The organism is Bradyrhizobium sp. B120 (assembly GCF_049075665.1).
In the GTDB taxonomy this organism is placed as follows: Bacteria; Pseudomonadota; Alphaproteobacteria; order Rhizobiales; family Xanthobacteraceae; genus Bradyrhizobium.
Genome location: NZ_CP185242.1, coordinates 2,937,240 through 2,960,907, shown reverse-complemented (window position 1 = coordinate 2,960,907; position 23,668 = coordinate 2,937,240). Strand labels below are relative to the sequence as shown.

At 64.1% G+C, this 23,668-nt stretch carries 23 protein-coding genes; 14 read left to right on the top strand and 9 right to left on the bottom strand.

Going from position 1 to position 23,668, the window contains the following annotated elements; all coding sequences use genetic code 11:
• Window positions 1–234 precede the first annotated feature (234 nt).
• The 3 genes from ACOIX3_RS13475 (at window position 235) to ACOIX3_RS13465 (ending at window position 4,186) form a co-directional block, all read left to right on the top strand.
• Entirely contained in the window at window positions 235–1,542 is a 1,308-nt protein-coding gene (locus tag ACOIX3_RS13475) for an MFS transporter (protein ID WP_420970298.1), read from the top strand.
• Between the two features lie 99 nt (window positions 1,543–1,641).
• Window positions 1,642–3,261: a GMC family oxidoreductase gene (locus tag ACOIX3_RS13470; RefSeq protein WP_420970297.1), complete on the top strand. Its 1,620-nt coding sequence runs from the start codon at window positions 1,642–1,644 to the stop codon at window positions 3,259–3,261.
• Between the two features lie 7 nt (window positions 3,262–3,268).
• On the top strand, window positions 3,269–4,186 hold the full coding sequence (locus ACOIX3_RS13465) for an alpha/beta fold hydrolase (protein ID WP_420970296.1): 918 nt from the start codon (window positions 3,269–3,271) through the stop codon (window positions 4,184–4,186).
• A gap of 114 nt (window positions 4,187–4,300) precedes the next feature.
• Here ACOIX3_RS13465 and ACOIX3_RS13460 read toward each other — a convergent pair whose 3' ends face one another.
• Complete coding sequence (locus ACOIX3_RS13460) at window positions 4,301–4,699, bottom strand: hypothetical protein (RefSeq protein ID WP_420970295.1); 399 nt, start codon at window positions 4,697–4,699, stop codon at window positions 4,301–4,303.
• 316 nt (window positions 4,700–5,015) lie between these two features.
• Here ACOIX3_RS13460 and ACOIX3_RS13455 point away from each other — a divergent pair, with 316 nt between their 5' ends.
• On the top strand, window positions 5,016–5,495 hold the full coding sequence (locus ACOIX3_RS13455; protein WP_420970294.1) for a hypothetical protein: 480 nt from the start codon (window positions 5,016–5,018) through the stop codon (window positions 5,493–5,495).
• A gap of 28 nt (window positions 5,496–5,523) precedes the next feature.
• On the opposite strand, the gene cax is transcribed toward ACOIX3_RS13455, so the two are convergent.
• Entirely contained in the window at window positions 5,524–6,627 is a 1,104-nt protein-coding gene (gene cax / locus ACOIX3_RS13450) for a calcium/proton exchanger (protein WP_420970293.1), read from the bottom strand.
• Window positions 6,628–7,025: 398 nt separating this feature from the next.
• On the opposite strand from cax, the gene ACOIX3_RS13445 reads away from it, so the two are divergent.
• The 3 genes from ACOIX3_RS13445 (at window position 7,026) to ACOIX3_RS13435 (ending at window position 8,396) form a co-directional block, all read left to right on the top strand.
• The gene (locus tag ACOIX3_RS13445) at window positions 7,026–7,400 is read left to right on the top strand and encodes a Spy/CpxP family protein refolding chaperone (RefSeq protein WP_420970292.1); all 375 of its coding nucleotides are present in this window, start codon (window positions 7,026–7,028) and stop codon (window positions 7,398–7,400) included.
• Window positions 7,401–7,585: 185 nt separating this feature from the next.
• Entirely contained in the window at window positions 7,586–8,014 is a 429-nt protein-coding gene (locus ACOIX3_RS13440) for a universal stress protein (RefSeq protein WP_420970291.1), read from the top strand.
• 115 nt (window positions 8,015–8,129) lie between these two features.
• Window positions 8,130–8,396: a hypothetical protein gene (locus ACOIX3_RS13435; RefSeq protein ID WP_420970290.1), complete on the top strand. Its 267-nt coding sequence runs from the start codon at window positions 8,130–8,132 to the stop codon at window positions 8,394–8,396.
• A 108-nt stretch (window positions 8,397–8,504) separates the two neighbouring features.
• Here the strand turns inward: ACOIX3_RS13435 and ACOIX3_RS13430 are convergent, their stop codons facing one another.
• Window positions 8,505–8,912 (bottom strand): GFA family protein, encoded by a 408-nt coding sequence (locus ACOIX3_RS13430; RefSeq protein WP_420970289.1) that lies wholly within the window; start codon window positions 8,910–8,912, stop codon window positions 8,505–8,507.
• Window positions 8,913–9,165: 253 nt separating this feature from the next.
• On the opposite strand from ACOIX3_RS13430, the gene ACOIX3_RS13425 reads away from it, so the two are divergent.
• The 4 genes from ACOIX3_RS13425 (at window position 9,166) to ACOIX3_RS13410 (ending at window position 11,868) form a co-directional block, all read left to right on the top strand.
• Window positions 9,166–10,119, top strand: a complete 954-nt coding sequence (locus tag ACOIX3_RS13425; RefSeq protein ID WP_420970288.1) for a metallophosphoesterase family protein — start codon at window positions 9,166–9,168, stop codon at window positions 10,117–10,119.
• Between the two features lie 12 nt (window positions 10,120–10,131).
• A complete protein-coding gene (locus tag ACOIX3_RS13420) occupies window positions 10,132–10,455 on the top strand; it encodes a cupredoxin domain-containing protein (RefSeq protein WP_050626217.1) in 324 nt (107 codons plus the stop codon).
• 94 nt (window positions 10,456–10,549) lie between these two features.
• Window positions 10,550–11,107, top strand: a complete 558-nt coding sequence (locus tag ACOIX3_RS13415) for a sigma-70 family RNA polymerase sigma factor (RefSeq protein WP_092125126.1) — start codon at window positions 10,550–10,552, stop codon at window positions 11,105–11,107.
• Window positions 11,104–11,868: an anti-sigma factor family protein gene (locus ACOIX3_RS13410; RefSeq protein ID WP_420970287.1), complete on the top strand. Its 765-nt coding sequence runs from the start codon at window positions 11,104–11,106 to the stop codon at window positions 11,866–11,868. The genes ACOIX3_RS13415 and ACOIX3_RS13410 overlap by 4 nt, the downstream gene beginning before the upstream one ends.
• 102 nt (window positions 11,869–11,970) lie before the next feature.
• On the opposite strand, the gene hpnO is transcribed toward ACOIX3_RS13410, so the two are convergent.
• Window positions 11,971–13,362, bottom strand: a complete 1,392-nt coding sequence (gene hpnO, locus ACOIX3_RS13405; protein WP_212311108.1) for an aspartate aminotransferase family protein — start codon at window positions 13,360–13,362, stop codon at window positions 11,971–11,973.
• A 102-nt stretch (window positions 13,363–13,464) separates the two neighbouring features.
• Here hpnO and ACOIX3_RS13400 point away from each other — a divergent pair, with 102 nt between their 5' ends.
• Window positions 13,465–14,121, top strand: a complete 657-nt coding sequence (locus ACOIX3_RS13400) for a DUF2147 domain-containing protein (RefSeq protein ID WP_420970286.1) — start codon at window positions 13,465–13,467, stop codon at window positions 14,119–14,121.
• Between the two features lie 123 nt (window positions 14,122–14,244).
• Here ACOIX3_RS13400 and ACOIX3_RS13395 read toward each other — a convergent pair whose 3' ends face one another.
• Window positions 14,245–16,860: an MMPL family transporter gene (locus tag ACOIX3_RS13395; protein ID WP_420970285.1), complete on the bottom strand. Its 2,616-nt coding sequence runs from the start codon at window positions 16,858–16,860 to the stop codon at window positions 14,245–14,247.
• Window positions 16,861–17,313: 453 nt separating this feature from the next.
• Here ACOIX3_RS13395 and ispH point away from each other — a divergent pair, with 453 nt between their 5' ends.
• Together ispH and hpnH are read left to right on the top strand one after the other, a co-directional pair.
• A complete protein-coding gene (gene ispH, locus ACOIX3_RS13390; RefSeq protein ID WP_092125121.1) occupies window positions 17,314–18,240 on the top strand; it encodes a 4-hydroxy-3-methylbut-2-enyl diphosphate reductase in 927 nt (308 codons plus the stop codon).
• Window positions 18,241–18,285: 45 nt separating this feature from the next.
• The gene (hpnH, locus tag ACOIX3_RS13385; protein ID WP_097670574.1) at window positions 18,286–19,446 is read left to right on the top strand and encodes an adenosyl-hopene transferase HpnH; all 1,161 of its coding nucleotides are present in this window, start codon (window positions 18,286–18,288) and stop codon (window positions 19,444–19,446) included.
• 71 nt (window positions 19,447–19,517) lie between these two features.
• Here the strand turns inward: hpnH and ACOIX3_RS13380 are convergent, their stop codons facing one another.
• Genes ACOIX3_RS13380 through ACOIX3_RS13365 form a run of 4 tightly spaced genes read right to left on the bottom strand, consistent with a single transcriptional unit; the run spans window position 19,518 to window position 23,599 of the window.
• Window positions 19,518–20,417 carry a Rossmann-like and DUF2520 domain-containing protein gene (locus ACOIX3_RS13380; protein WP_420970283.1) on the bottom strand — a complete coding sequence of 300 codons (900 nt, stop codon included), beginning with the start codon at window positions 20,415–20,417 and terminating at the stop codon, window positions 19,518–19,520.
• The gene (locus ACOIX3_RS13375) at window positions 20,414–21,256 is read right to left on the bottom strand and encodes a class II aldolase/adducin family protein (RefSeq protein ID WP_420970282.1); all 843 of its coding nucleotides are present in this window, start codon (window positions 21,254–21,256) and stop codon (window positions 20,414–20,416) included. The genes ACOIX3_RS13380 and ACOIX3_RS13375 overlap by 4 nt, the downstream gene beginning before the upstream one ends.
• A gap of 13 nt (window positions 21,257–21,269) precedes the next feature.
• Window positions 21,270–22,958, bottom strand: coding sequence for an acyl-CoA dehydrogenase family protein (locus ACOIX3_RS13370; RefSeq protein ID WP_420970280.1), 1,689 nt, complete (start codon window positions 22,956–22,958; stop codon window positions 21,270–21,272).
• Window positions 22,955–23,599 (bottom strand): TetR/AcrR family transcriptional regulator, encoded by a 645-nt coding sequence (locus tag ACOIX3_RS13365; RefSeq protein WP_420970279.1) that lies wholly within the window; start codon window positions 23,597–23,599, stop codon window positions 22,955–22,957. Before ACOIX3_RS13365 ends, ACOIX3_RS13370 begins: the two co-directional genes overlap by 4 nt.
• Window positions 23,600–23,668: the final 69 nt, after the last annotated feature.

Sequence of the window (23,668 nt, the reverse complement as noted above, 5' to 3'; positions counted from 1 at the left end):
AAGACACCCAAGTCGAGCGGCGAACTCAACCTCGCCTCGCCCCGCTTGCGGGGTGAGGCCGGAACGCATCGCCAGATGCATCCCGGGTGAGGGGGAGTCTCCGCGGGCTCAGCTATCACCGTCGATGCGGAGACAGCCCCTCACCCCAACCCTCTCCCCGTAAGAACGGGGCGAGGGAGCGCACTGCCGTCGCCGCACTAACGAACAATCAAAATAATCACAGAGGAGACCTTCATGCAGGATGCGGCCCAATCGCGGCTCTATGGACGGATCGCCCGGCGCCTGATCCCGTTCCTACTGGCGTGCTACACGGTGGCGATCATCGATCGTTTCAACATCGGCTTTGCCAAGCTGCAATTCCTGCACGACCTCAAGATCGATGACGCGGTGTTCGGGCTTGCCGCCGGCATCTTCTCGGTCGGCTATGTCGCGCTCGAAGTGCCGAGCAATCTGCTGCTGGTCAGGATCGGCGTCCGCAAGACGCTGCTGCGGATCATGGTGCTGTGGGGCGCTGTGACCGTGCTGCTCGCGCTGGTGCAGAACCAGTATCACCTCTATCTGCTGCGCTTCCTGCTCGGCGCCGCCGAGGGCGGCTTCTTCCCCGGCATCCTGTATTACCTGACGCTGTGGTTTCCGGATCGCGTGCGCGGCCGCATGACCAGCCTGTTCGTGATGGCGGTGCCGCTCGGCGGCGTCATCGCGGGGCCGTTATCGGGCCTGATCATGGATCACATGCAGGGCGTCCATGGCCTGCATGGCTGGCAGTGGCTGTTCATCCTCGAAGGCGTTCCAGCGGTGCTGCTCGGCGTCGCCGCGTATCTTACTCTCGCCGACGGGCCACAGGTCGCGAACTGGCTCAGCGCCGACGAGCGACGGCAGGTCGCAAGCGATCTCGCCCGCGATCGCGCCGCCGCCCCTAACACGACAAGCAGTTTCGCGGCAGCGCTGCGCGAGCCGCGCGTCTATCTCCTGTCCTTCATCTATTTCGCGTTCTTCTGTTCGCTCAACACCATCCTGCTGTGGACGCCGACGCTGCTGAAGCGCGTCGGCGTCGCGACCACCACCGAGATCGGCTGGCTGAGCGGCGCAATCTCGGTCGCGTCGGCCATCGGCATGGTCGCGATCGGCTACAGTTCCGATCGCACGCGGGAACGGGGCTGGCACGTGGTCGCGTGCGGCCTCGTCGCGGCGGCATGCTTCATCGCCCTGCAGGCCGCGCAGGGCAGCATCCTCTTGACCGTGACCCTGCTCGCCATCGCCTCGATCGGCATCTTCGCGATTCTCTCCCTGTTCTGGACCATTCCCAACGCGATGCTGGAAGGCAGCGCCGCGGCCGGCGGTATCGCGCTGATCAGCGCGATCGGCTCGTTCGGCGGCGCGGTGTGCCCTGCCCTGATCGGCTGGATGAATGTTGCGACCGGGAGCATCTACGCACCGCTCGCCCTCGTCGGCGCGCTGCTCGCGATCGGCATGCTGACGCTGATCCTGTGTGTGCCACGGCCTGGACCCGAGGTCACACTCGCCGAACCGAGCCGTCCCTGATCATCCAGCGCACGCCCGGTATCCACCGCCGGGCTTGTCTGGACCGGCTGCGTCTGACTAATAGACGCGTAACAAAAGACACTTGCCGGGAACGAGGACATGCCGCGAAGGCTCGAAGGTGATTTCGACTACATTATCGTCGGCGCAGGCACTGCGGGCTGTATCATGGCCAACCGCCTGTCGGCCGATCCGAAGAAGCGCGTGCTGCTGCTGGAAGCCGGCGGCAAGGACAACTGGATCTGGTTTCACATCCCGGTCGGCTATCTCTTCGCGATCGGCAATCCGCGCTCGGACTGGATGTTCAAGACCGAAGCCGAGCCCGGCCTCAACGGCCGCGCGCTCGCCTATCCGCGCGGCAAGGTGATCGGCGGCTCGTCGGCGATCAACGCCATGATCTCGATGCGCGGCCAGGCCGCGGATTACGATCACTGGCGCCAGCTCGGCCTCACCGGGTGGAGCTACAGCGACGTGCTGCCGGCATTCAAGCGGCTGGAGGATCACTTTCTCGGCGAAAGCGAGCATCACGGCGTCGGCGGCGGCTGGCGCATCGAGGCGCCGCGGTTGTCGTGGCAGGTCCTCGATGCAGTCGGCGATGCCGCCGAGGAGATGGGCATCAAGCGCATCGGCGACTTCAACACCGGCGACAATGAGGGCACCAGCTACTTCCACGTCAACCAGAAGCGCGGACGGCGCTGGTCGGCGGCGCGCGGTTTCCTCAAGCCGGTGCTGAACCGCAGCAATCTCAGGCTCGAGACCGACGTGCTGGTCGACCGCCTGATCATCGAGAGCGGCCGCGCCGCCGGCGTCGAGTTCCGCCAGGGCAACGAGACGGTGGAGGCGCGCGCCAAGGGCGAGGTGATCCTCTGCGCCGGCTCGATCGGCACCACGCAGGTGCTGCATCGTTCCGGCATCGGCCCGTCCGAATGGCTGTCACCGCTCGGCATCGACATCGTGGCTGACGTGCAGGGCATCGGCCACAATCTGCAGGACCATCTGCAGCAGCGCGCGATCTACAAGGTATCGGGCGTGCGCACACTGAACGAGACCTACTACAACCTCGTGCGCCGCGGCCTGATGGGCCTCGACTACGCGTTCCGCCGCCGCGGGCCACTGACCATGGCGCCGTCGCAGCTCGGCATCTTCACGCGCTCGGATGCGACGCGCGCGCGCGCCAACATCCAGTTCCATGTGCAGCCGCTATCGCTCGACAAGTTCGGCGACCCTCTGCATCGCTTCCCCGCGATCACGGTGAGCGCCTGCAATCTGCAGCCGACCTCGCGCGGCACGGTGCGGATCCGCTCGACCGCGCCCGACGACAACCCGTCGATCGCGCCGAATTACCTGTCGACCGAGGACGACCGCCAGGTCGCGGCCGACGCGATCCGCACCACGCGCAGATTGATGAAGCAGAAGGCGCTGGAAAAATATCATCCCGAGGAATTCCTGCCCGGTCCTTCCGTCGGCGATGACGACACCTCGCTCGCCAAGGCCGCCGGCGATATCGGCACCACGATCTTCCACCCCGTCGGCACCGCGAAGATGGGAACGGCCAACGATCCGATGGCCGTGGTCGACGAACGCCTGCGCTTCTACGGCCTCAACGGCCTGCGCATCGCGGATGCCTCCGTGATGCCGACCATCACCTCCGGCAACACCAACACGCCGACCGCGATGATCGCCGAGAAGGCCGCGGCGATGATCCTGCAGGATGCGCGATAGAGCGACGATGAACTCCCGAAATCGCATCCTCGTTGGCGATGCCGGCGCGCAGATCGCGCTGGCGCGATGGGGCGAGCCGGCCTCCGGCAAGCCGCCGGCGCTGCTGCTGCACGGCACCGGCTTTGTCGCCGAGGTGTGGACCGAGGTCGCCGAAGCGCTGGCCGCCGACTACACCGTCTATGCACTCGACCGCCGCGGCCATGGCCTGAGCCACAAGCCGGCGGCCGACCGCTACCAGTTCCAGGATTTCGCCGACGATCTCTGCATGGTGGTCGAACGCCTCGACCTTCAGAACATTTACGGCATCGGTCACAGCGCCGGCGCGACCGACCTGATGCTCGCAACGAAGTTGATGCCGGACCGCTTCGCGCGGCTGTTCGTGACGGAGCCGACCGCGATGGATCCGCGCACGCCGCGGACCGGCGGCTTGAGCGAGATCGCGAACGCATCGGTGCAGGGCGTGCTGCGCCGCCGCGCCGAATTCGACAATGCCGACGATCTGTTCCGGCGATTGCGCGCCGCGCCGGCGTTCGCGCCGTGGACCGAGCCGTCGCTGTGGGCCTATGTCCATCACGGCTTTGCGCGGCTCGACGACGGCCGCATGCAGCTGCGCTGCACGCCGGAAATCGAGTCGGCGTTGCTTGGGCCGATCTTCCAGGCCATGGATCAGATCTACACCGGCGATGCCCGCGGCAATCCGTTCCCGTGGTTCTCCGAGATCGCCTGCCCGGTCTGCATCGCCACGGCCGAACAGTCATGGCCGGTCTACAAGGAGATGGCCGACCGCGCCGCGTCCCTGATCCCGCACGCCAGCCGCTGGAGGTTCGACGGCGTCGGCCATTGCGTGGCGCAGGAAGCGCCGGAGCTGATGGTCGCGGCGCTCAGGACATTTGACGGGCGCGCGGGCCGCGACGCCTTCTCATAGGCGCGCGACGTCCGCATCGGCCTCGAAAGCCGAAGCGAGATGGGTCCAGGCCAGGTTTGGGCTGGACCTGGGCGATACTGACCAGTTGCCCGCCGATGGCAGCCGAACGTCACGTCATCGTCGATCGTCGAGTTGCTTCACCGAATAGACCGGTGCGCGCACCGGCTGGATCGTCAGCCGATAGGCGATCAGGTTGGTGCCATCAAATGCTTCAAGCAAATAGTCGCAAACGGGACAGTGATACTCACCCTTGGCGCCGGGTTCGGACCATAGCTCCAACCGCCGGAAACCTGCGCCACAGCACGCGCACGTTACATCCGCTTTCCGCACGTTCGTTCTCTCCCCGAGGCGATGCCAACTGTGCAAGAACACGGCCAAAGCGATCGAGATTGGAGAGAAGCCCCGCAGAATGTTGCCTGCGAGGCTGATGTCTCCGAACCCGTCCTCATCATCGCCGCTGCAAATCGCGGGGTTCTGGCTACAGAACACCTCGGATCGAGGTTGGTTCAACAATTCCGACTGCGCACGGCCGCAAGCGAAAAAACGTTGGTGAACTCGGCAATGGATGGGGCTGTCGCCTGACTGAGAGGTGACACGACAAGTCACGTAACCTCCGAAGTCCAGCATTCTAAGCAGGGCCGCTTCGACAGCAAAGTGCAGTTTGTGCCGGAGGAGATTTGAAAGCAGGCGCCTGTCGCGGTTGCGCGAAAGCGCCCGCGGAACCCGGCATCTTGAACGCGATTGCGTTCCGTTGATCTACATCAACCCGGCGCCTTTGGTGTGATGCAGTTTCACGGTTCGCAACCTCGTCCGTTAGGGAGGACACGCCATGCTTCGTTGTATCCTCGCCGCTCTGGCAGCTCTGCTTCTCGCTGCTGTCTGCCTGGTTCCTGATGACGCCTATGCCCGCCGCGGAGGAGGCGGCGGCTTCCGTGGCGGCGGAGGCGGCTTTCACGGCGGCGGGATGCGTGGCGGCGGCATGCATGCCGGCGGCGGAAGGATGCATGCCGGAAGGATTCATGGCGGCGGATATCGCGCTGCCGGCCGCCCGCGCCCCTCACACCCGATTGCCGGACGTCCGGGTTATCCTGGCCGACCGATTGCAGGACGCCCCGGTCGCCCGGTCGCCGGCTATCCCGGTTATGGCGGCGGCTATTATCGACCCGGTTGGGGCTACGGTGCTGCGGCGGCCGGCGCCGCGGCCGCGGCTGGCGCGTACTATGGCAGCTATGGCTACTACGGCAACCAGGGCTGCTATTACAATCAATACGGCCAGATGATCTGCCCGCAACAGCAGTATCAATACTGATCCGGCTCGGCAGTCGTTGGACGGATGGTCAAACCGGAGCGTGCGATCCCGGCGGCACCATGTACAGCGTCATGGCAAAGATCGCATAGATCAGCACGAGCAAGGCGCCAATGAACCATGCCGACCGTCCACTGTTGGTGATGAAGCAGGACGTCACGGAAGCGATCATGACCATCGTCACGGCGCCCGGCCAGAACTGCAAGTCCATCGGCTTCGGACCGATGACATAGCTGAGAAGAACCAGCGCCGGCGCGACGAACAGGGCGATCTGCGAAGCGCTTCCGAGCGCGATGCTGACGCTCATGTCGAGCCGGTTCTTGCGCGCCGCCGAGAATGCCACCGCCATTTCCGCTGCGGCGCCGACCAGCGCAACGATGATGAAACCGACGAACGCCGGGCTCAATCCCAGCGTCTCGCCTGCTTTCTGCACCGAACTCACGAATATCTCGCTGACCAGGGCAACCAGCACCGTGACCCCGAGAAGCGTACCCAACGCAAGTCCGATCGGCCAGCCGGCGCCGCCGGTCTCGCCATGCTCCTCGCTAGCGAACAGCTCCTTGTGGGTCTTGAGCGAGAACAGCAGGCCCAGCCCGTAGGCGAAGATCAGCAGCACAGCGAGGCCTGTGCTGAGAGCGAGCGCCATGGCTTGGCCGCGTGCCGGATCAAGGTCGGCGACGGCTGAGGGGGCGAGCAGCGCAATCGTGGCCATCAGCAGCAACGCCGCGTACATCCTCCCGCCGGCTCGATTATACTCCTGAACGTGATGACGGAGCCCACCGAGCAGGAACGATGCTCCAAGCATGAAGAGCGAGTTGGTGACGATGGCACCGGCGATCGATGCCTTGACCAGCATGTATTCTCCGGCGTGTAACGCTGCGATCGCGATGATCAGCTCGGTCAGATTTCCCAAGGTTGCGTTGAGCAAGCCTCCGATCGCATCGCCCGTTTTCTCCGCGACGCTCTCCGTCGCGTGGCTGAGAAGGGCAGCCAATGGCACGATGGCCAGGACAGCGAGCACAAACAGCGCCGTATGGGCGGACGGAGCTGCCGTCTCGACCACGAGCACGATTGGCACGAAGATCAGCATCCAAAGCAGCGGATTATGCCGAATTTCCTTGAGCAGAAGGTGCATGGTACCGCCCGGTCGAAACGAGTTGGGCAGCAATTTCTGATCACTACGGGCCGCTCGATCTTGATCTAGCTCAATCCCTCTCCACCGTCTCGCCGGCCACGGCTTGGGCCATGGCGACATGTCCGAAGTCCCGGGCCATTTTCCGAACGGTCAGAAACGCGTCCCTATCTCCGGCTCCTCGCGGCTTTGACCTAGATCAACTCGCGCCGGATCAGCCTGTGCGTGTCTTCTCTGGGAGATCCACGATAGCAGCCCAGGAGCTCGCAATGACGAGGAACGCAGCCGCCGCAGCGATCGCACTCTTGATGACAACCTCGTCTCTTGCCTTCGCAGCAGAGACATCCCCGACCGTCGGCGTCGCGTCACCCACCGCCGCCGACCTGAAGAGCCTGACCGACATGCGCGTCGGCATCGTCAAAGCCGCCCTGCAACTCACGCCCGATCAGGAGAAATACTGGCCGGCCATCGAGGATGCGATCCGTTCGCGAGCGAAAAATCGGCAGGCCCGGCTGGAGCGGATTGCCGAATTGCACGAGAACAGCGCGATGGACGGCCTTCACGACGGCAATCCGGTCGAGATGATGCAACGCAGGGCGGACCGGCTGATTCAGCGCGGGACCGACCTCAAGAAGCTCTCCGATGCCTGGGAGCCGCTGTACAAGACATTGAGCGATGACCAGAAGCGAAGGATGGCCTTCGTGTCGTTCGCCGTCATGCGCGGCATGCGAAATGCAATCGAGCAGCACGGCGGTCCGGAAGACGAGGACGAATAGGGCTGGATGGCGCCGCGCCATTCGGCCGACATTCCGCAGCCCCGGTCCTGCTTTACCGAGGCTTCTCGAGCGTTCGGGCCACGACGTGACGTCTTGCTGCCTCATTGAGACGACCTTCGAGTCTCGCCTTCCGTCCTGTGTCGCTCTTCGCTTGCGAATTCCTTAAGCACCACGGGAGTTGAAGCATGTACCGGCATATTCTCATTCCGACGGATGGATCGGAACTAGCGAAGCACGGCATCGCCCAAGGGATGGCGCTCGCAAAATCCATTGGAGCCAAGGTCTCCGTGATTTTCGCCGTGGAGCCGTTTTCGGAACTGACGGGGCATTTCCGTGACACGATCGCCAACTATGCCGAGATGCGCAAGGAGCAGGCCACGAAAGCGCTGAACGACGCAGCGAATGCGGCCAGGGAGGCCGGCATTCCCTGCGGGACGGTGCTGGCGGAGAACGGGCAACCCCATCAAGCGATTATCGCGGCGGCCGCGGACAGGGGGTGCGATCTCATCGTCATGTCGTCGCACGGACGCAGCGGACTCTCCGTGCTTCTGATCGGCAGTGTGACAAACAAGGTGCTGGCGCAGGCAAAAACCCCCGTGCTGGTTTGTCCGTGAATGATCGGGCGCTCGACGAACGAGAGCGTCAGTGCGCAGCGCCCGCCAAAAGAAAACGCCGTCCCCTTGCGGGGACGGCGGAAGCCACTCACGCAGTACTGGAACGTTTATTTTAGTGTTCGCCGTGGTGCTCGGCGTGATGCCGGCTGGCCTCGGTGTGGTGATGCTGGGCATGGCTGGCGTGACCGTGGGCGCTGTGCGCGTGATGCGCCGCCTTGTGGTGGTCGCCGGCTTCGTGGTGCTTGGCGGCTTCGCGGTGATGACGCGCCGCGTGCTCGTGGTGCTCAGCTGCCTTGTGGTGATGCTCAACGCCTGCGTGGTCGCTCATGAAGATCTCCCGGTGTGGCGAATGAAGTCTGCCATTCTTATGCAGGAGCGCTGACATTACGCTGACGGCTGCAAGACAGCTTTGTTGCGGCCGTTCATCTACGTTGCAGCGCATGGCGATGTTGCGGCGCGCATCAACGCCGCTGCGCCCGTTGGCGGCCGGTCATTCCTGCGGCGGAAAGCGCTCGACGGTCGGCAGCTCATGTACCGCTTCCATCCAGCGCAGCCGCTCCGCGACCTGGATATGCATGGTGGCCGGCACCGCTTCGGGATCGTCATAGGTGCCGCTTCGAATGTCGATCAAGCCGGGCAACATGTCGCCGTTGGTGTAGAAAAGCCCGGTCCCGCAGTTCGCGCAGAAATGTCGTCGGCCATGCTCGGAGGACCGGTAGATGCTGGGCTGCCCCCTGGTCACCTTGACCATGCCTTCAGCGACCATCACCCAACCGACCATCGGCGCGCCGGCATGGCGCCGGCAATCGGTGCAGTGACACAGCGCATGGACGACCGGTTCCCCGGTCACCTCGTAACGAACCTCGCCGCAGTGGCAGCCGCCGGTGACCTCAGACATATATTTTCCTCCGACCGATCAGTGGTTTGCCGGGGTCGATAGCGTTGCAGGCCCCAAGCCTTCAATGGCGCATCTTGCCCTTGCGTCCACCTGTCGCGCCGGCCGCATGGCTGCCCATAGCGCGGCCGGCTTTCCGGCTCTCACGAAATCGTCATCCCGGCCCTCAACCCCCTCCAAAGCCGCGGGAATAAACCCCTGGGCCCGCCGATCACCTCCCCGGAAACCCAATCCCTGGGCCCATGGGAGACTTGTCATGAGCGGACACGATCACGATCACCACGATGAAGAGAAAGGCCTCAGCCGACGCAAGGTGCTGGAATGCATGACCTGGGCCGGCACCGGCGTCCTCTGGACGGTTACCGGCGGGGTGCCGCATTCGCTCGGCATCGTCGGCTCGGCGGCCGCAGCCGAAGCCACCACCGGCATGACCTTCATGCAGATCAGCGACAGCCATGTCGGCTTCGACAAGCCGGCCAACCCGAACGCCATCGGCACGCTTGAGGAGGCCATCAACAAGGTCCGGGCGATGCAGGTCAAGCCGTCGTTCATGATCCACACCGGCGACATCACGCATCTGTCGAAGGCATCCGAATTCGACGACGCCGATCGCATCATCTCGCAGGCCAAGCTCGACGTGCATTACGTGCCGGGCGAGCACGACTTCATCGACGAGGAGGTCAAGCTCTACAAGGAGCGTTACGGCAAGGGCACCAAGGGTCCGGGCTACTACTCCTTCGACGCCGGCGGCGTGCACTTCGTCGGCCTCGTCAACGTCGTCGACCTCAAGGGCGGCGGCCTCGGCAATCTCGGCAACGAGCAGCTGGAATGGCTCGAGAACGACCTCAAGGGCCGCTCGAAGTCGACGCCGATCGTGCTGTTCGCCCACATCCCGCTGTGGACGGTCTATCCGCAATGGGGCTGGGGTACCGAGGACGGCGCCCGCGCGCTGGAATACGTCAAGGGCTTCGGCTCGGTCACCGTGCTCAACGGCCACATCCACCAGGTGATGCAGAAGGTCGAGGGCAACGTCACCTTCCACACCGCGCGTTCGACGGCCTTCCCGCAGCCGGCGCCGGGTGCCGCCCCCTCGCCCGGCCCGATGAAGGTCGAGGATGCCAAGCTGCGCAGCATGCTCGGCGTCGCCAGCATCAACTTCAAGCAGAACAGCCAGCCGCTGGCGATCATCGACACGCCGTTGCAGGGCTAAGGGACGAGACCGATGAGTTCGATCAATCGACGCGACTTCGGTATAGCCGTGGTCGCCGCCATGCTGCTGCCTGTCACAGCGGCCCGCGCCGAAGACGTCGCGGTCCACATCGACAACTTCTCATTCGCGCCGAACCCGCTCGACGTGAAGGTCGGCACCACCGTGACCTGGACCAACCGTGACGACATCCCGCACACCGTGGTGTGTGCGGGAAAATTCCGCTCCAAGACCATGGATACCGACGGCACCTTCTCGTTCACCTTCACGGAGCCCGGCGAGTACAAGTATTTCTGCTCGCTGCATCCGCACATGACAGGCAGTATCAAGGTTGGGTAACGTGACCACCCATACAATCACAGCGATGCCCGGCCGGTGGCCCTCCGCCCCCGGCCGGGCACAAGCCGTCTCTCGACATGCCGGGCAGGACACGATGGTTGTCAAAGCGTCGCAAGACGATCCCGAAAAGGCGCGGCGTTTCCGCGAAGCCGCGCTGCCGTACCTTGACGACGCCTATACCCTGGCACGCTACCTGCTGCGCGATGCCGCCGACGCCGAGGATGCGGTGCAGGAATGCTATCTGCGCGCCTACAAGCATTTCGACAGCTACCGTGGACCTGCGATGAAGCCGTGGCTGTTTGCGATCCTGCGCAATGTCTGCCGCGCCGAATATGCCCGCCGCAAGACCGCCCCCACCGCGGTCGAAGAGCTGCCCGAGGGCGGCGATCAGGCCCCGCTGTGGAACGAAGCCCCGGAGACCCCGGAAAAGCAGCTGCTGCGCCGTTTCGACGGCGACACCGTGCGCAAGCTGGTCGCGGCGCTCGCCGAGCCGTTCCGCGAGACCTTTGTGCTCAGGGAAATCCAGAATCTTTCTTACCGCGAGATCGCCGATGTCGCCGCCGTGCCTGTCGGCACCGTGATGTCCCGCCTCGCACGCGCCCGCGCCATGCTGCGATCGGCCTGGCTTGCGGAACAGGAGCAAGTGAAATGAACTGCGAGGAAGCCGAAGTGCTGGTCCACGCGCTGATCGACGGCGAACTCGATGCCGGCCATGCGCGCGAAGTGGAAGCCCATATCGAGGGTTGCGCGCATTGCGCAGCCCTGATGAAGGAATATCAGGAGATCCGCCAGGCGATCGCCGAGAGCGACGTGCACTACAAGGCACCGCTCGAGCTGCGCCGCAAGATCGAGAAGGCGTTGCCGCAGCCGCAGGCGGCGCCGACCCGGCGCTCGGTGCTGCGCGGTTTCGCGATGGGCTCCGCCGTGTCGGCGATGGCCGCGACCGGCCTCGTCGCGATCGTGCTGCGCAATGACGACGAGCAGCGCGTCGAGAACGAGGTGGTGTCGGCGCATCTGCGCTCGCTGCAGGCCGGCCACCTGATCGACGTGGTCTCGACCGATCAGCATACGGTCAAGCCCTGGTTCAACGGCAAGCTCGACGTCTCGCCGCCGGTGATCGATCTCACCGCGCAGGGCTTTACCCTGATCGGCGGCCGGCTCGACTACGTCAACGCTCGCGAGATCGGCGCGGTGGTCTACAAGCGGCGCCAGCACGTCATCAACCTGTTCGTGGCGCAGACCGCGAGCACCGATCGGAAGTCCGCGAATATCTCGACGCTGCAGGGCTTCAACATCCGGCACTGGAGCGACCGCGGCCTGAATTACTGGGCGGTCAGCGATCTTGGCGCCGATGAGCTGACGGAGTTCGGCGACAAGTTCGAGGGCGCGATGCGTGCGAACAAGGAAGGGTGAGGACTTGTAGCCCGGATGCAGCGAAGCGAAATCCGGGAACAGTCTCGCAGGGATCGAGAACCCCGGATTTCGCTTCGCTGCATCCGGGCTACGGGTTCGAGACTACGCCGACTTGCGCACCGCGTTGTCGACCAGCGTCTTGCCGAGCGACCAGATCGCGCCGGGCACCTTGTGGCTGCCGGCGATCACCTCGTCGAACGACTTCTCGATCCAGCTGCAATCCTCCTCGGTGATCACGAGCGGCGGCAGCAGCTTGATGGTATGAAGGCCGTGGCCGGCGACCTGGGTCAGGATCTTGTGATCCTTGAACAGCGGCACCGTGATCAGCTGGCAGAACAGGCCCTTGTTGGCGGTCTCCAGCAGATTCCACGACGCCTTGAGCCGCAGCGATTTCGGCGGACCGAACTCGACCCCGATCATCAGGCCCTTGCCGCGGACTTCCTTCATCAGTTCATAGCCCGGCACCATGCGCGTCAGCGCGAGGCGGAGCTCGGCGCCGCGCTTGGCGGCATTCTCGACGAGCTTCTCGGCCTTGATGACATCGAGCGTCGCGATGCCGGCAGCCATCGCCAGATCGTTCTTGGCGAAGGTCGAACCGTGCACGACGGCGCGATCCATCTGGTTGAAGATCTTGTCGAAGATGCTCTTGCGCGTCAGCAGCGCGCCGATCGGCACGTGGCCGCCGGACAGCGCCTTCGCCAGCAGTACCATGTCGGGCTCGATGCCCCAGTGCTCGATCGCGAGGAACTTGCCGGTGCGGCCGATGCCGGTCTGGATCTCGTCGGCGATGAACAGCGTGCCGTATTTGCGGCACAGCGCCAGCGCGCCGGGCAGGAACTCGTCGGTGGGCATGTTGACGCCCTTGCCCTGGATCGGCTCGACGATGAATGCGCCGACCTGGCGCGACGACAGCGCCTTTTCGAGTGCTTCGAGATCGTTGAAGGGGATCGCGGTGCAGCCCGGCAGCAGCGGCTCAAAGCCGCTGCGGAAATTCGTATCATCGGTCAGCGACAGCGCGCCGTAGGACAGGCCGTGGAACGAATGCCCACAATAGACGATGCCGGGGCGGCCGGTGGCGCCACGCGCGAACTTGATCGCCGCTTCGACGGTTTCGGCACCGGAATTGGCGAAAAACACCTTGTCCAGATATGGGACATATTCCAAAAGCCGTTCCGCGAGCACGCCGGCGAGCGTCGAAACGTCGAGCTGCACCAGATTCGGCAAATCGGCGTCGAGCACGCTCTTCAGCGCCTTGCGCAGGTCCGGATGATTGCGACCAATCGCAAAAACGCCAAATCCGCTCAATAGATCGAGGTAACGAGCCCCCTGCCGATCGAAGAGGTATTGGCCTTGCCCCTTCTGGAAGCCGACGTCATAGCCGATGGTCTTGAGGACGCGAACGAGCTGCTCGTTGAGGTGACGCGTGTGCATGGCACCGCGCTGCCCCTCGCGCTCCACAAAAATCTCGGAAACGTCTAAATTGGAACTTACCATTCGTTACATACGTCGGTTGATGGCCATCTCGTCAACTTAAAACGCTCGCTAGCGGCGTTTTGACCCCCGCTCGGATCGTCTAGTTAAGCACAGGTTTGGACCATGTTGCACTGCCCAAGAACTTTCGCGCGTACAATAGCCTTTTCAGGTTTATTTTTGGCCACCGTATTATCACCGGCACTTGCAGCGGACCCGACCGGCGACTGGAAGGTCGCCGACGGTGTCGCCACCATCCGCGTCGCCCAGTGTAATGGCAACATGTGGGGTGCGGTGTCATGGGAAAAAACCCCCGGCGGCAAGGATAAGAACAATCCTGATCCGGCGAAGCAAAGCAGGCCGACGCTCGGCATGCCGATCCTGATCGACATGAAGAAGAAGGCCGGCGCCGATGCGTGGGAAGGCCAAGTCTACAACGCGAAGGACGGCCAGCTCTACAGCTCGACCATCAAGCCCGTCGGCACCGATCAGCTCGAGATCCAGGGCTGCGTGCTCGGCTTCCTGTGTGGCGGCGAGACCTGGACCCGCGTCGGTCCGCCGATCCCGCTAAGCGTCGCCGGCAACCCGCCCGCCGCGGGCAGCCCGGCAGCGAAGGGTGCCCTGCCCAAATCGGCAGCGCCGCAGAAGACCACCGGCGTCGTGGCGCCTGCCACCAAGCCGGGGCAAAAGCAGGCAGCCACCGCCCCAGCCAGCGCCAATGCGTCTGCTGACGTCGTGGGCGATATCTGCCTGCTGCCGGACATCGCGCGACCGACGCATTGACAGAGGCCAGCTTGCGGCGCCGCACGCGGTCGCGCGCGAGCACGCTGGCTGTTTCGGGACGTCGACGCATGCCTGAATTTAGGGCTCGGCGGCACCTTGCCGCCAAGCCCGATCGCCTGCGCGTCAGGTGACGTCGTTGGCGATATCCTCTTCCTTGAGGGCCTCGCGCGGTTTGCCCATCAGCGCCGGCTGGAACAGCAACACTGCCGCGAGCGTGGTGACGAGCGAGAGCGCAAGCAGCTTGCCCATGCTCGCGGTGCCGGGATGGCTGGACAGCCACAGGCTGCCGAACGCGGTCGCCGTGGTCAGCGCGCTGAAAAAGATCGCACGCGTCAGGCTCGACTGCAGCAGGTTCGTCCTGCCTTGCCGCCATGCCGTAACATAGTAGATCTTGAACGCGACGCCGACGCCGAGCAGCAGCGGCAGCGCGACGATGTTAGCGAAGTTGAGCGGCAGTCCGATCAGCACGCAGATCTCCAGCGTGACGATGCCGGCGACCAGGAGCGGCACCAGCGTCATCAGCACGTCGACGACGCGGCGCAGCGTCAGCCACAGCAACAGGCCGATCGTGACCAGCGCCAGGATGCCGGCGTGGATGAACGCATTCACGATGACATCGCCCGACTTCAGGATCGAGACCGGCCCGCCGATGGCGGTCGGCTCGGCGGCGAGCACGGCGTCGGCAAAGCGGCGCAGATTGTCGTTGTCGTTGGGATCGCCCTTCGGCTCGACCTCGACACGCATCAGGCCGTCCTTGGTCCTCCAGCTCTCGACCAGTTCCGGCGGCAGGTTCTGCAGCGTGACGGTCTGGGCCTGCAGCGTGTTGCGGAGCTGATCGAACACGATCTTCATCGGCGCGACGAAGACGTCCTGTGCCTTGTCACGGATGGACTGGTTCGAATCGGCCAGCTTCTGCAGGGCGTCGGCGAGCCGGCGCGCGGCAACCGCGCCCGCCCCCTTGCCGTCGCCCGCGGTCCTGCGCAGGTTGTCGACCGAGCTCTTCAGCGACTCGACATTCTCCTGATCCGACGGCGCCGGATCGACCGAGTCGGGGTTGAGCGCGGGGCCGAGCGTCTTGGCAGCCTGCGCGATCAGCTTCAGCTTGGCCGGCTGATCGTCAGGCACGAAGCTGTCGAGCGACATCACGCGCGACACTTCCGGCAGCTTCTCGAGCTTGGCCTCGATCTTCTTGGCGTCGGCCTCCGAGCGCGTCATCACGTTGATAGCGTTGGCGCCGGTGTTCGGATCGTTTCTCAAATCAAGGAAGGTCGCGATCGATTCCGCGTGCTTGTTGCGCAGATTGATCGGGTTGAAGTCGAACTTCATGTAGTGCAGCAGCGGCAGGCCCGCGACCGTGACCAGGATCGTGCCGACGATGATCGGGACGCGATGCTTTTCGAGGAAGTGATCGAGCGGCGCCAGGAAGGCGTAGCCGACCGGCTCCTTCTCGCCGGGCGGATTGAGCAGGTCGAGCAGCGCCGGCAGCACCGTGATGCTGGTGATGAAGGCCACCAGCATGCCGGCGCCGGCGATCTTGCCGAGTTCGGAGATGCCCTTGTAGTCGGTCGGCAGGAAGCACAGGAAGCCGGCGGCGGTCGCCATCGCCGCGAGCGACAGCGGCACCGCCGAGCGGCGCGCGGCGTTTTCCAGCGCCAGCGTCAGATTGTCGTTCTTGTAACGCTCGGAGCGGTAGCGGACGCTGAACTGGATGCCGAAGTCGACGCCGAGACCAACGAACAGCACCGCGAAGGCGATCGAAAGCAGGTTCAGCGATCCGACCATCATCAGGCCGACCGCCGTGGTGAGGGCAAGACCGATGAACAGGTTCACGAACACCGCGAAGATGATCTTGCCGGAATGCAGCGCCAGCCAGAGGATGATCAGCACGATCACCACGGTGCCGATGCCGTTGCGGATCGCGCCGTCCTGCACGGTGGCGTATTCCTCGTTGGCGATCGGCACGGGTCCGGTCAGGCGGACGCGCGCGTGATACTCGGTCGGGAATTTCAGGTCGGCCGCCGCCTGCCGGATCGCGTCGGTTGCGTCCTTGCCCGGCTCCAGCGCCGAATAGTCGATGATCGGCTTGATCTCGATGAAGGCGCGCTTGTCCGAATCGGTCAGCGGCTTGTCGCTGGTGAGCTCGCGCCAGGAGAAGGTCGCATTGCCCTTGGCGAGGACGGTCTCGACGGTCTCGGAGATCAGGTTGAAGGGCGGAGCGGCGTTGTCGAGCTTGACCTGTCCGCGCTTGACGCCGGCAAGGCCGGTCTCGAGCGCACCGGTCAGCCCGCGAATTGAAGGGTCGCCGGCCATGATCTCGATCAGCGGCGCCGCCGATTCGAGCTGGCCCGTGACCTTGCCGACCTCTTCGGTCGGCAGGAACAGCAAGCCGTTCTTCTCGAAGAATTCGCCGGAGCCGAGCGCGGTGATCGCCTCGAAATTCTTCTTGTCGGCTTGCAGCTTCGCGGTGAGCGCCTTCGCGGCCGAGCTGGTCAGCTCGGGCGTCGCGGCCTCGACGACAGCCAAGATCAGCCGCTCGCGGTCAAAGGCTTCCTCGAACTGATTGTCGCGCTTGCGCCAATCCAGATCCGGCGAGATCAGCTTGTTGATGTCGGTGTTGATCGAGAAGTTGCGGGCCGTATAGAAGCCGGCGCCGATCGACAGCAGCACCGAGAGAATGACAACCGGAAGGGCAAAACGCGTACAGGTCCTAACAACGGAGACGACAATATTTGTCAGCACTTCGTTTCTTTCTAAGCTCGGGGAAGCATGGCCGAAAACGCCCGCTCTGTAGCGGAGTTCCCGGGACCGATCTAATGTTGTTTTGGTTATCTTCCTCGACGAGATGGCGAGGAGGTTCCAAACCACAGGAACGGCCACGAGTCGCCGGTATAGACCGCAGGAGTGGGCGATAAAGTGACGAACAAGTGAGGGAGACGGACCGTCGCAGGACCCGAAATCCATACCATATTACCTCAATTCCCTCACCTGACTGGCTACTCATCTGCTCGAAGCGCTACCTTTTTGCCACAAATCCCTGTATTTCCATGCCCTTGAGGGCGCGGATCACGTGCAGGACCTGAGATGGTGCGGACATTGCAACGGAAGTTGCGGCGTCCGACCGCGTGGAGTGCGTTGCCGAAAAGGCCGCAGGGCATGGAATGACATTGGTGCAATTTGCGTAATGGACGACCTATGGAAGTGTTTCTTGCTCAGCCGCGCGGCTTTTGCGCGGGCGTTGTGCGCGCGATCGAAATCGTCGAACGCGCGCTGCAGAAGTATGGCCCGCCGGTCTATGTCCGCCACGAGATCGTTCACAACAAATACGTGGTCGAAAGCCTGAAGAAGAAGGGCGCGATCTTCGTCGAGGACCTGTCGGAAGTGCCGGCCAAGGCGGTGACCGTCTTCAGCGCCCATGGCGTCGCCAGGAGCGTCGAGGAGGAGGCGGAGGCCCGCGACCTGCCCGTGCTCAATGCCACCTGCCCGCTCGTCACCAAGGTCCACAACCAGGGCAAGCGCTATATCTCGAGGGGCCGCGCCCTGATCCTGATCGGGCATGCCGGCCATCCCGAGGTCGAGGGAACCATGGGGCAGGTTCCGGGGCCGGTCCTGCTGGTCCAGAGCGTTCAGGATGTGGCGGAATTGCGGCTGCCGACCGATGCCCCGGTCGCCTACATCACCCAGACCACCCTGTCCGTGGACGACACCAGGGACATCATCGCGGCCCTTCAGGCAAAATTTACAGATATTCAAGGCCCGGACATCAGGGATATCTGCTATGCGACACAGAACCGCCAATCTGCGGTAAGGGACCTGAGTAAGCTGGTGGACGTCATTTTGGTGGTGGGGGCCGCCAATAGTTCCAACTCGAACAGGCTTCGTGAGATCGGCACCGAGGTTGGTGTCGCGAGTTATCTCATTGCCGATGGGAGCGAGCTCAACCCGGATTGGCTGAAGGATGCGAAGGCCGTCGGCATTACGGCGGGTGCATCGGCACCTGAAGTTTTGGTCGACGATGTCATCGAGGCCCTGCGGCGCATCGGACCGGTGTCGGTCTCGGTCGTTCCGGGCCGAGAAGAGAATATCGAATTCCGGCTGCCGGCCGAACTGACTGCGGGCTGATCTGAACCCACTTCCCTTTGATAAGTGCAGAAAGAAAATCCTCTAATGGCTATACCGTTCTTCAAGGAAATGCGTATCGGCGGTTATCTGATCAAGCAGAAGCTGCTTGGCCGCAAACGCTATCCGCTCGTGCTGATGCTGGAACCGCTGTTCCGTTGCAACCTTGCCTGCGTTGGCTGCGGCAAGATCGATTATCCCGATGCGATCCTCAATCGCCGCATGACCGCGCAGGAATGCTGGGACGCGGCCGATGAATGCGGCGCGCCGATGGTGGCGATCCCGGGCGGCGAGCCGCTGATCCACAAGGAGATCGGCGAGATCGTGCGCGGCCTCGTGGCGCGCAAGAAGTTCGTCTCGCTGTGCACCAATGCGCTGCTGCTCGAGAAGAAGCTCGATCTGTTCGAGCCGTCGCCCTATCTGTTCTTCTCGGTGCATCTCGACGGCCTGAAGGACCATCACGACAAGGCGGTGTCGCAGAAGGGCGTGTTCGATCGCGCCGTCTCCGCGATCAAGGCGGCGAAGGCGCGCGGCTTCACGGTCAACGTCAACGCCACGATCTTCGACGGCCATCCGGCCGAGGAGATCGCAAAATTCCTCGACTTCACCACCGAGCTCGGCGTCGGCGTCTCGATGTCGCCGGGTTACGCCTATGAGCGTGCGCCCGACCAGGAGCACTTCCTCAACCGCACCAAGACCAAGAAGCTGTTCCGCGACGTCTTTGCGCTCGGCAAGGGCAAGAAGTGGAATTTCATGCATTCCGGCCTGTTCCTCGACTTCCTCGCCGGCAATCAGGAATACGAGTGCACGCCCTGGGGCATGCCGGCGCGCAACATCTTCGGCTGGCAGAAGCCCTGCTATCTGCTCGGTGAAGGCTACGCCAAGACCTTCAAGGAGCTGATGGACACCACCGATTGGGAGACCTACGGCACCGGCAAGTACGAGAAGTGCGCCGACTGTATGGCCCATTGCGGTTACGAGCCGACCGCGGCGACCGCTGCGATCAACAACCCGCTGAAGGCGATGTGGGTCGCGCTGCGCGGCATCAAGACCACTGGCCCGATGGCGCCGGAGATCGACATGTCGAAGCAGCGTCCGGCGCAGTACATCTTCGCCGAGCAGGTCCAGAAGAAGCTCTCGGAGATTCGCCGCGACGAGGCAACCGCCGCCGCTGCCAAGCAGCAAGCGAAGGCTTCCACCGCCGCCTGATGCTCCACGTGAGCGGAGAGCAAAAGATTGAAGGGCCTCGGTGCAGCGAACCGGGGCCCTTTTTTCTTGGATCAGGATGCCGCCTGCTCTGGCCGGGTTCGGAGTAGCAGCTGCTCGATCTCGGCGGCGCGCGGAGCGCTGAGTGTGCCACGCTCGATCCCGAGCGGGACGTTGCGCAGGGCCAGTTCGCGATACAACGCGCCCGAGGCGGGAAAGCGCTCGTCCAGGGCCCGCAGGTGCTTGACGATCGTTCCAACGTCGCCGCGCGCCACGCAGCCACCCATGCCGTTGGCGAGGCCGCCGTCGAGAACGGCCGCGACGGTGCCCCGCAGCAGCGGCATCATGGCGCGCAGCGCGTCGGCCTCGCTGGCGCCAAAGCTCTTCCAGAGCTCGACGCCTTCCCTGAGCAGCGAGATCAGGAACGGACCGACATAGTAGGCCGAGGCATGATAGAGCGCCCGCACGCCGGCCGGCAGCGCCAACGGCTCGCAGCCGATGCTGGTGGCGAGCCGTTCAAGGTCGTGCCGGAAGTCGCCTTCTGCCTCGATGCCGACGGTGCATCCGCGCAGCCCCTCGAGCGCGACGTCGGGATTGGCGAACATCTGCATTGGATGAAATCCGCCGGTCACGGCGCCTGCGGAGCGCGCATGATCGAGCGCCGCCAGTTCGGTCGCGCCGCTGCAATGGACCACGCGGTGACGCGGCTCCCAGCGCAGAGCGCGGCAGACCGGCAGGATCGCGTCGTCGCTCACGGTGAGGAAAACCATGTCGCAGCTGTCCACGACCTCCTGCGCGTCGGCCATCGGCCGTGCCGACGGGATGCGGGATCCGAGACGCTGCGCGGCATCGAGACCACGGTCGTGAAAGGCTGCGACGTTCAAATCCGCGCGGGCGAACGCCGGCGCGAGCGTCTGGGCCACGCGGCCGGCACCGACAAAACCGATCCGCAACGAGGCCTGCGACGTGCTCATTGCGCGTAGCTCCCGTCGATGCGGTCGAGCCTGCGCCGCAGCGCCGGCCATTCCAGCAGCCCGTAGCCGGCTTGCAGATTTTGCGCCGCTTCATTGAGCACCGGATTGGTGTCGCGCTCATTGTCCAGCGTGATCTCGGTGCCGGCAAAGCAGGTCACCGTGTTGCCGATCGCCAGCTCGCTCGGCGCATGCAGCGGCCGGCCGCAGCCGAGTGCATCGACCTGGATCCGGCAGGCCTGCTCCAGCCAGTAGATCGCATTGAACGCCTGCGGAATCGTGTTGCCGCAGACCAGCAGGCCATGATTGCGCAACACCAGCACGTTGTTGCGGCCGAGATCGGCGACGACGCGGTCGCATTCGTCGCGGTCGATCGCCGGCCCCTCGAAGTCGTGATAGCCGATCCGCCCGTGAAACCGCATTGCCGTCTGCGACAGCGGAAGCAGCCCTTCGGCAAGCGTGCTGACCGCAGTCCCTGCCCTTGTGTGGGTGTGCAGAACGCACTTCACGTCAGGCCGTGCGCGATGGATCGGGGCATGCAGATAGAAGCCGGCCACGTTAACGTTGTAGCCGTGGTCGGGCTGCAGCAAGGTCCGGCCTTCGATGTCGATCTTGACGAGGCTCGACGCCGTGATCTCCTCGTAGAGCATGCCGTACGGATTGATCAGATACCGATCGTCATGCCCCGGGACCTGCGCGCTGATGTGGTTGTAGATCAGGTCGGTCATTCCATAGAGCGCGACCAGGCGGTAGCACGCCGCGAGATCGACCCGCATCGCCCACTCCTCGTCTCCGACGATCGCCCTGACGTCGCTGACGGCACAAACTTCGCTCTGACGCATATGACTGGAACCCTTAGTGACGGATGACGGAGGCGCGTTCGACGACCTTGCCGAGGCCTTCCGACGACGGAAGCGCACCGAACACATGCATCCCGTCCGCGCCGAGCCTGGATTGCACGAAGAAATCTGCCGCGGTGGCATCGCCGTGCCGCAACATCTCGGCGGCCTGCAATGCGTGCGCCATGCGGGTGACCAGCGCCCGCGCATGTCCGTCGTCCGGATATCGCGCGCACAATCGATCGGCGAGATCGTCCGTGCTCCTGTCATAGACCGGGTTGAGGCCCCTGCTCGCACGCAGTTCGTCGACGAACGCATCACGGCAGGCCGCATCCCGTTGCATGGCCCGCAGCACGTCCATGCACATCATGTTGGAGGTGCCTTCCCAGATCGAATTCAGCGGCGCCTCGCGATAGAGCCGCGCCATCGCATTCTCCATGATGAAGCCGTTGCCGCCATGCACCTGCAGGCACTCATAGGTGAAAGCCGGCGCACGCTGGCAATTCCAGAACTTCACCACGGGAGTGGCGACCCGCGCCAGCAGCCGCTCGTGCTCGCTCGTCTGCAGGCCGTCGGTCGCACGCGCGACGCGAAATGCGCCAAGCATCGCCGCCTCGCTCTCGAGTGCGAGATCGGCAAGCACGTTGCGCTGCATCGGGAGCTCGGCCATCGGCTTGCCAAATGCGGTTCGCGTTTGCGCGTGGTTCAGTGCCAGGCTCAACGCCTGCCGCATCAGTCCGGCGGAGCCGACCGCGAAATCCAGCCGGGTCAAATGAGCATGCGAAAGGATCTCCGCGATGCCGCGGCCTTCCTCACCGACCAGGATCGACCACGTATCGTGGTACTCGATCTCGCTCGACGCGTTGGAACGGTTGCCGCACTTGTCCTTCAGGCGCTGGATGTGGATGCGGTTGGCGCTGCCGTCCGGCAACAGGCGCGGCACGAACAGGCAACTGATGCCGGATTGGGTCCGCGCCAACGTGTAGAATCCATCGGCGACCGGCACCGAGAAAAACCATTTGTGGCCGGTGATCGCATAGATCTCGCCGTGCGCGCCGCGCTCGACGAAGCGCGCGGTGGTCTGGGTCTCACGCAGATCGGAGCCACCCTGCTTCTCGGTCATCGCGTAGCCGATCACCGCCGCACGCTTGGTCTCGATTGGAAGCCGGCGCGGATCGTAGTCCGCCGCCAGCGTTCGTTCCCGCCACAGATTGAACTGCGGCTTGCCGGAAAACCCGGCGATCGCGGCGTACGCCATCCCGGTCGGACAACCGACACCGTTCTCGATCTGATTCCAGAGATAGCTCAGCGCCGCGCGCGCCAGATGGCCATGCGGCTCGCGCGTCGACCAGGCCAGGCTATGGACCTCGCTCTGGAACGCCAGCGCCATCAATTGATGCCATGCCGGATGAAACTCGACCCAATCATTGCGGTTGCCATACCGGTCGTGGGTCAGGAGCTTCGGCTCGTGCTCGTTGGCGAGCCGCGCGGCCTCCTGCACGGCTTCGCTGCCGGCGTGCGCGCCGAGCGCGGAAAGCCTGTCCTTCGCCCATGGCACCATCCTTGCGATCAGATCGCTCAACGCGCGGTCGTCATCGAACGCGTTGAAGCCTGTGGCTGGCCGCGCCTGATTGCGGACTTCATGGGTCGCGAACACACTGGAATTCGCTTCCGCGACGGCAACCGGCTGGACACGCGCATTCATGCGGAAACTCTCGATACAGGGGTCAATTCAGGCGCGGGATGGCGAAACAGCATGCGCGCGGAAAGCCCGGCGATCGTCTGAGCGATCGCCTTTGCCGCGTCGGAGTCCGGGGCTGCTTCGGGCGCCAGCGGACCAACCAGCGCCTCCATGAAGGCGCCGGCCACGCAGGATGCCGCCACGTTCGCATCGATATCGACGAACTCGCCGTTGGCGATGCCGCGCCGGACCAGCCTTGCGATCTGGTCGGCCAGGGCCGCCCGGTATTTCAGGCGCGCGGCATCGATCTCGGGCTCACAGGGCTCGGCGATCAACGCATAGGCCAGACGGCGGCCGCGCATCGCCCGGACCGAGAAGGTGTAGATCGCGTCCACCAGACACTGGGACGCAGATCCCTCCGCCTCGACGATCGCGGCGACGATGGCCACCTCGCGCTCGGAAACCAGGGCCAGCACCTGCGCGTACAGGTCCGCCTTCGAGTCGAAGTAGCGATACACGCTGCCCGTGGCCACGCCGGCCCGTGAGGCGATCAGGGCGATCTGGGCGTCCTTCCACCCACTCAGCGCCACGGCGTCCCTTGCGGCATCCAGAATGCGGGCCTTGGTCTCGACAAGTTGGTTGAGGCGAACCGCCGCGATTGCCATCGTGAACCTTAATTCATGAATACAGGATCATAATTCATGATCGGTCGAATGGCGGTATCTGTCAAGCAT

Bases quoted from the DNA above. Each gene is read 5' to 3' on its own strand.
- ispH (WP_092125121.1), top strand. From the start codon at position 17,314: ATGGAAGTGTTTCTTGCTCAGCCGCGCGGCTTTTGCGCGGGCGTTGTG.
- ACOIX3_RS13420 (WP_050626217.1), top strand. From the start codon at position 10,132: ATGAGTTCGATCAATCGACGCGACTTCGGTATAGCCGTGGTCGCCGCC.
- hpnO (WP_212311108.1), bottom strand. From the start codon at position 13,362: ATGGTAAGTTCCAATTTAGACGTTTCCGAGATTTTTGTGGAGCGCGAG.
- ACOIX3_RS13425 (WP_420970288.1), top strand. From the start codon at position 9,166: ATGAGCGGACACGATCACGATCACCACGATGAAGAGAAAGGCCTCAGC.
- ACOIX3_RS13410 (WP_420970287.1), top strand. From the start codon at position 11,104: ATGAACTGCGAGGAAGCCGAAGTGCTGGTCCACGCGCTGATCGACGGC.
- ACOIX3_RS13415 (WP_092125126.1), top strand. From the start codon at position 10,550: ATGGTTGTCAAAGCGTCGCAAGACGATCCCGAAAAGGCGCGGCGTTTC.
- ACOIX3_RS13465 (WP_420970296.1), top strand. From the start codon at position 3,269: ATGAACTCCCGAAATCGCATCCTCGTTGGCGATGCCGGCGCGCAGATC.
- ACOIX3_RS13400 (WP_420970286.1), top strand. From the start codon at position 13,465: ATGTTGCACTGCCCAAGAACTTTCGCGCGTACAATAGCCTTTTCAGGT.
- ACOIX3_RS13365 (WP_420970279.1), bottom strand. From the start codon at position 23,599: ATGGCAATCGCGGCGGTTCGCCTCAACCAACTTGTCGAGACCAAGGCC.
- ACOIX3_RS13430 (WP_420970289.1), bottom strand. From the start codon at position 8,912: ATGTCTGAGGTCACCGGCGGCTGCCACTGCGGCGAGGTTCGTTACGAG.
- hpnH (WP_097670574.1), top strand. From the start codon at position 18,286: ATGGCTATACCGTTCTTCAAGGAAATGCGTATCGGCGGTTATCTGATC.
- ACOIX3_RS13370 (WP_420970280.1), bottom strand. From the start codon at position 22,958: ATGAATGCGCGTGTCCAGCCGGTTGCCGTCGCGGAAGCGAATTCCAGT.
- ACOIX3_RS13455 (WP_420970294.1), top strand. From the start codon at position 5,016: ATGCTTCGTTGTATCCTCGCCGCTCTGGCAGCTCTGCTTCTCGCTGCT.
- ACOIX3_RS13475 (WP_420970298.1), top strand. From the start codon at position 235: ATGCAGGATGCGGCCCAATCGCGGCTCTATGGACGGATCGCCCGGCGC.
- ACOIX3_RS13375 (WP_420970282.1), bottom strand. From the start codon at position 21,256: ATGCGTCAGAGCGAAGTTTGTGCCGTCAGCGACGTCAGGGCGATCGTC.
- ACOIX3_RS13470 (WP_420970297.1), top strand. From the start codon at position 1,642: ATGCCGCGAAGGCTCGAAGGTGATTTCGACTACATTATCGTCGGCGCA.
- ACOIX3_RS13445 (WP_420970292.1), top strand. From the start codon at position 7,026: ATGCGCGTCGGCATCGTCAAAGCCGCCCTGCAACTCACGCCCGATCAG.
- cax (WP_420970293.1), bottom strand. From the start codon at position 6,627: ATGCACCTTCTGCTCAAGGAAATTCGGCATAATCCGCTGCTTTGGATG.
- ACOIX3_RS13380 (WP_420970283.1), bottom strand. From the start codon at position 20,417: ATGAGCACGTCGCAGGCCTCGTTGCGGATCGGTTTTGTCGGTGCCGGC.
- ACOIX3_RS13440 (WP_420970291.1), top strand. From the start codon at position 7,586: ATGTACCGGCATATTCTCATTCCGACGGATGGATCGGAACTAGCGAAG.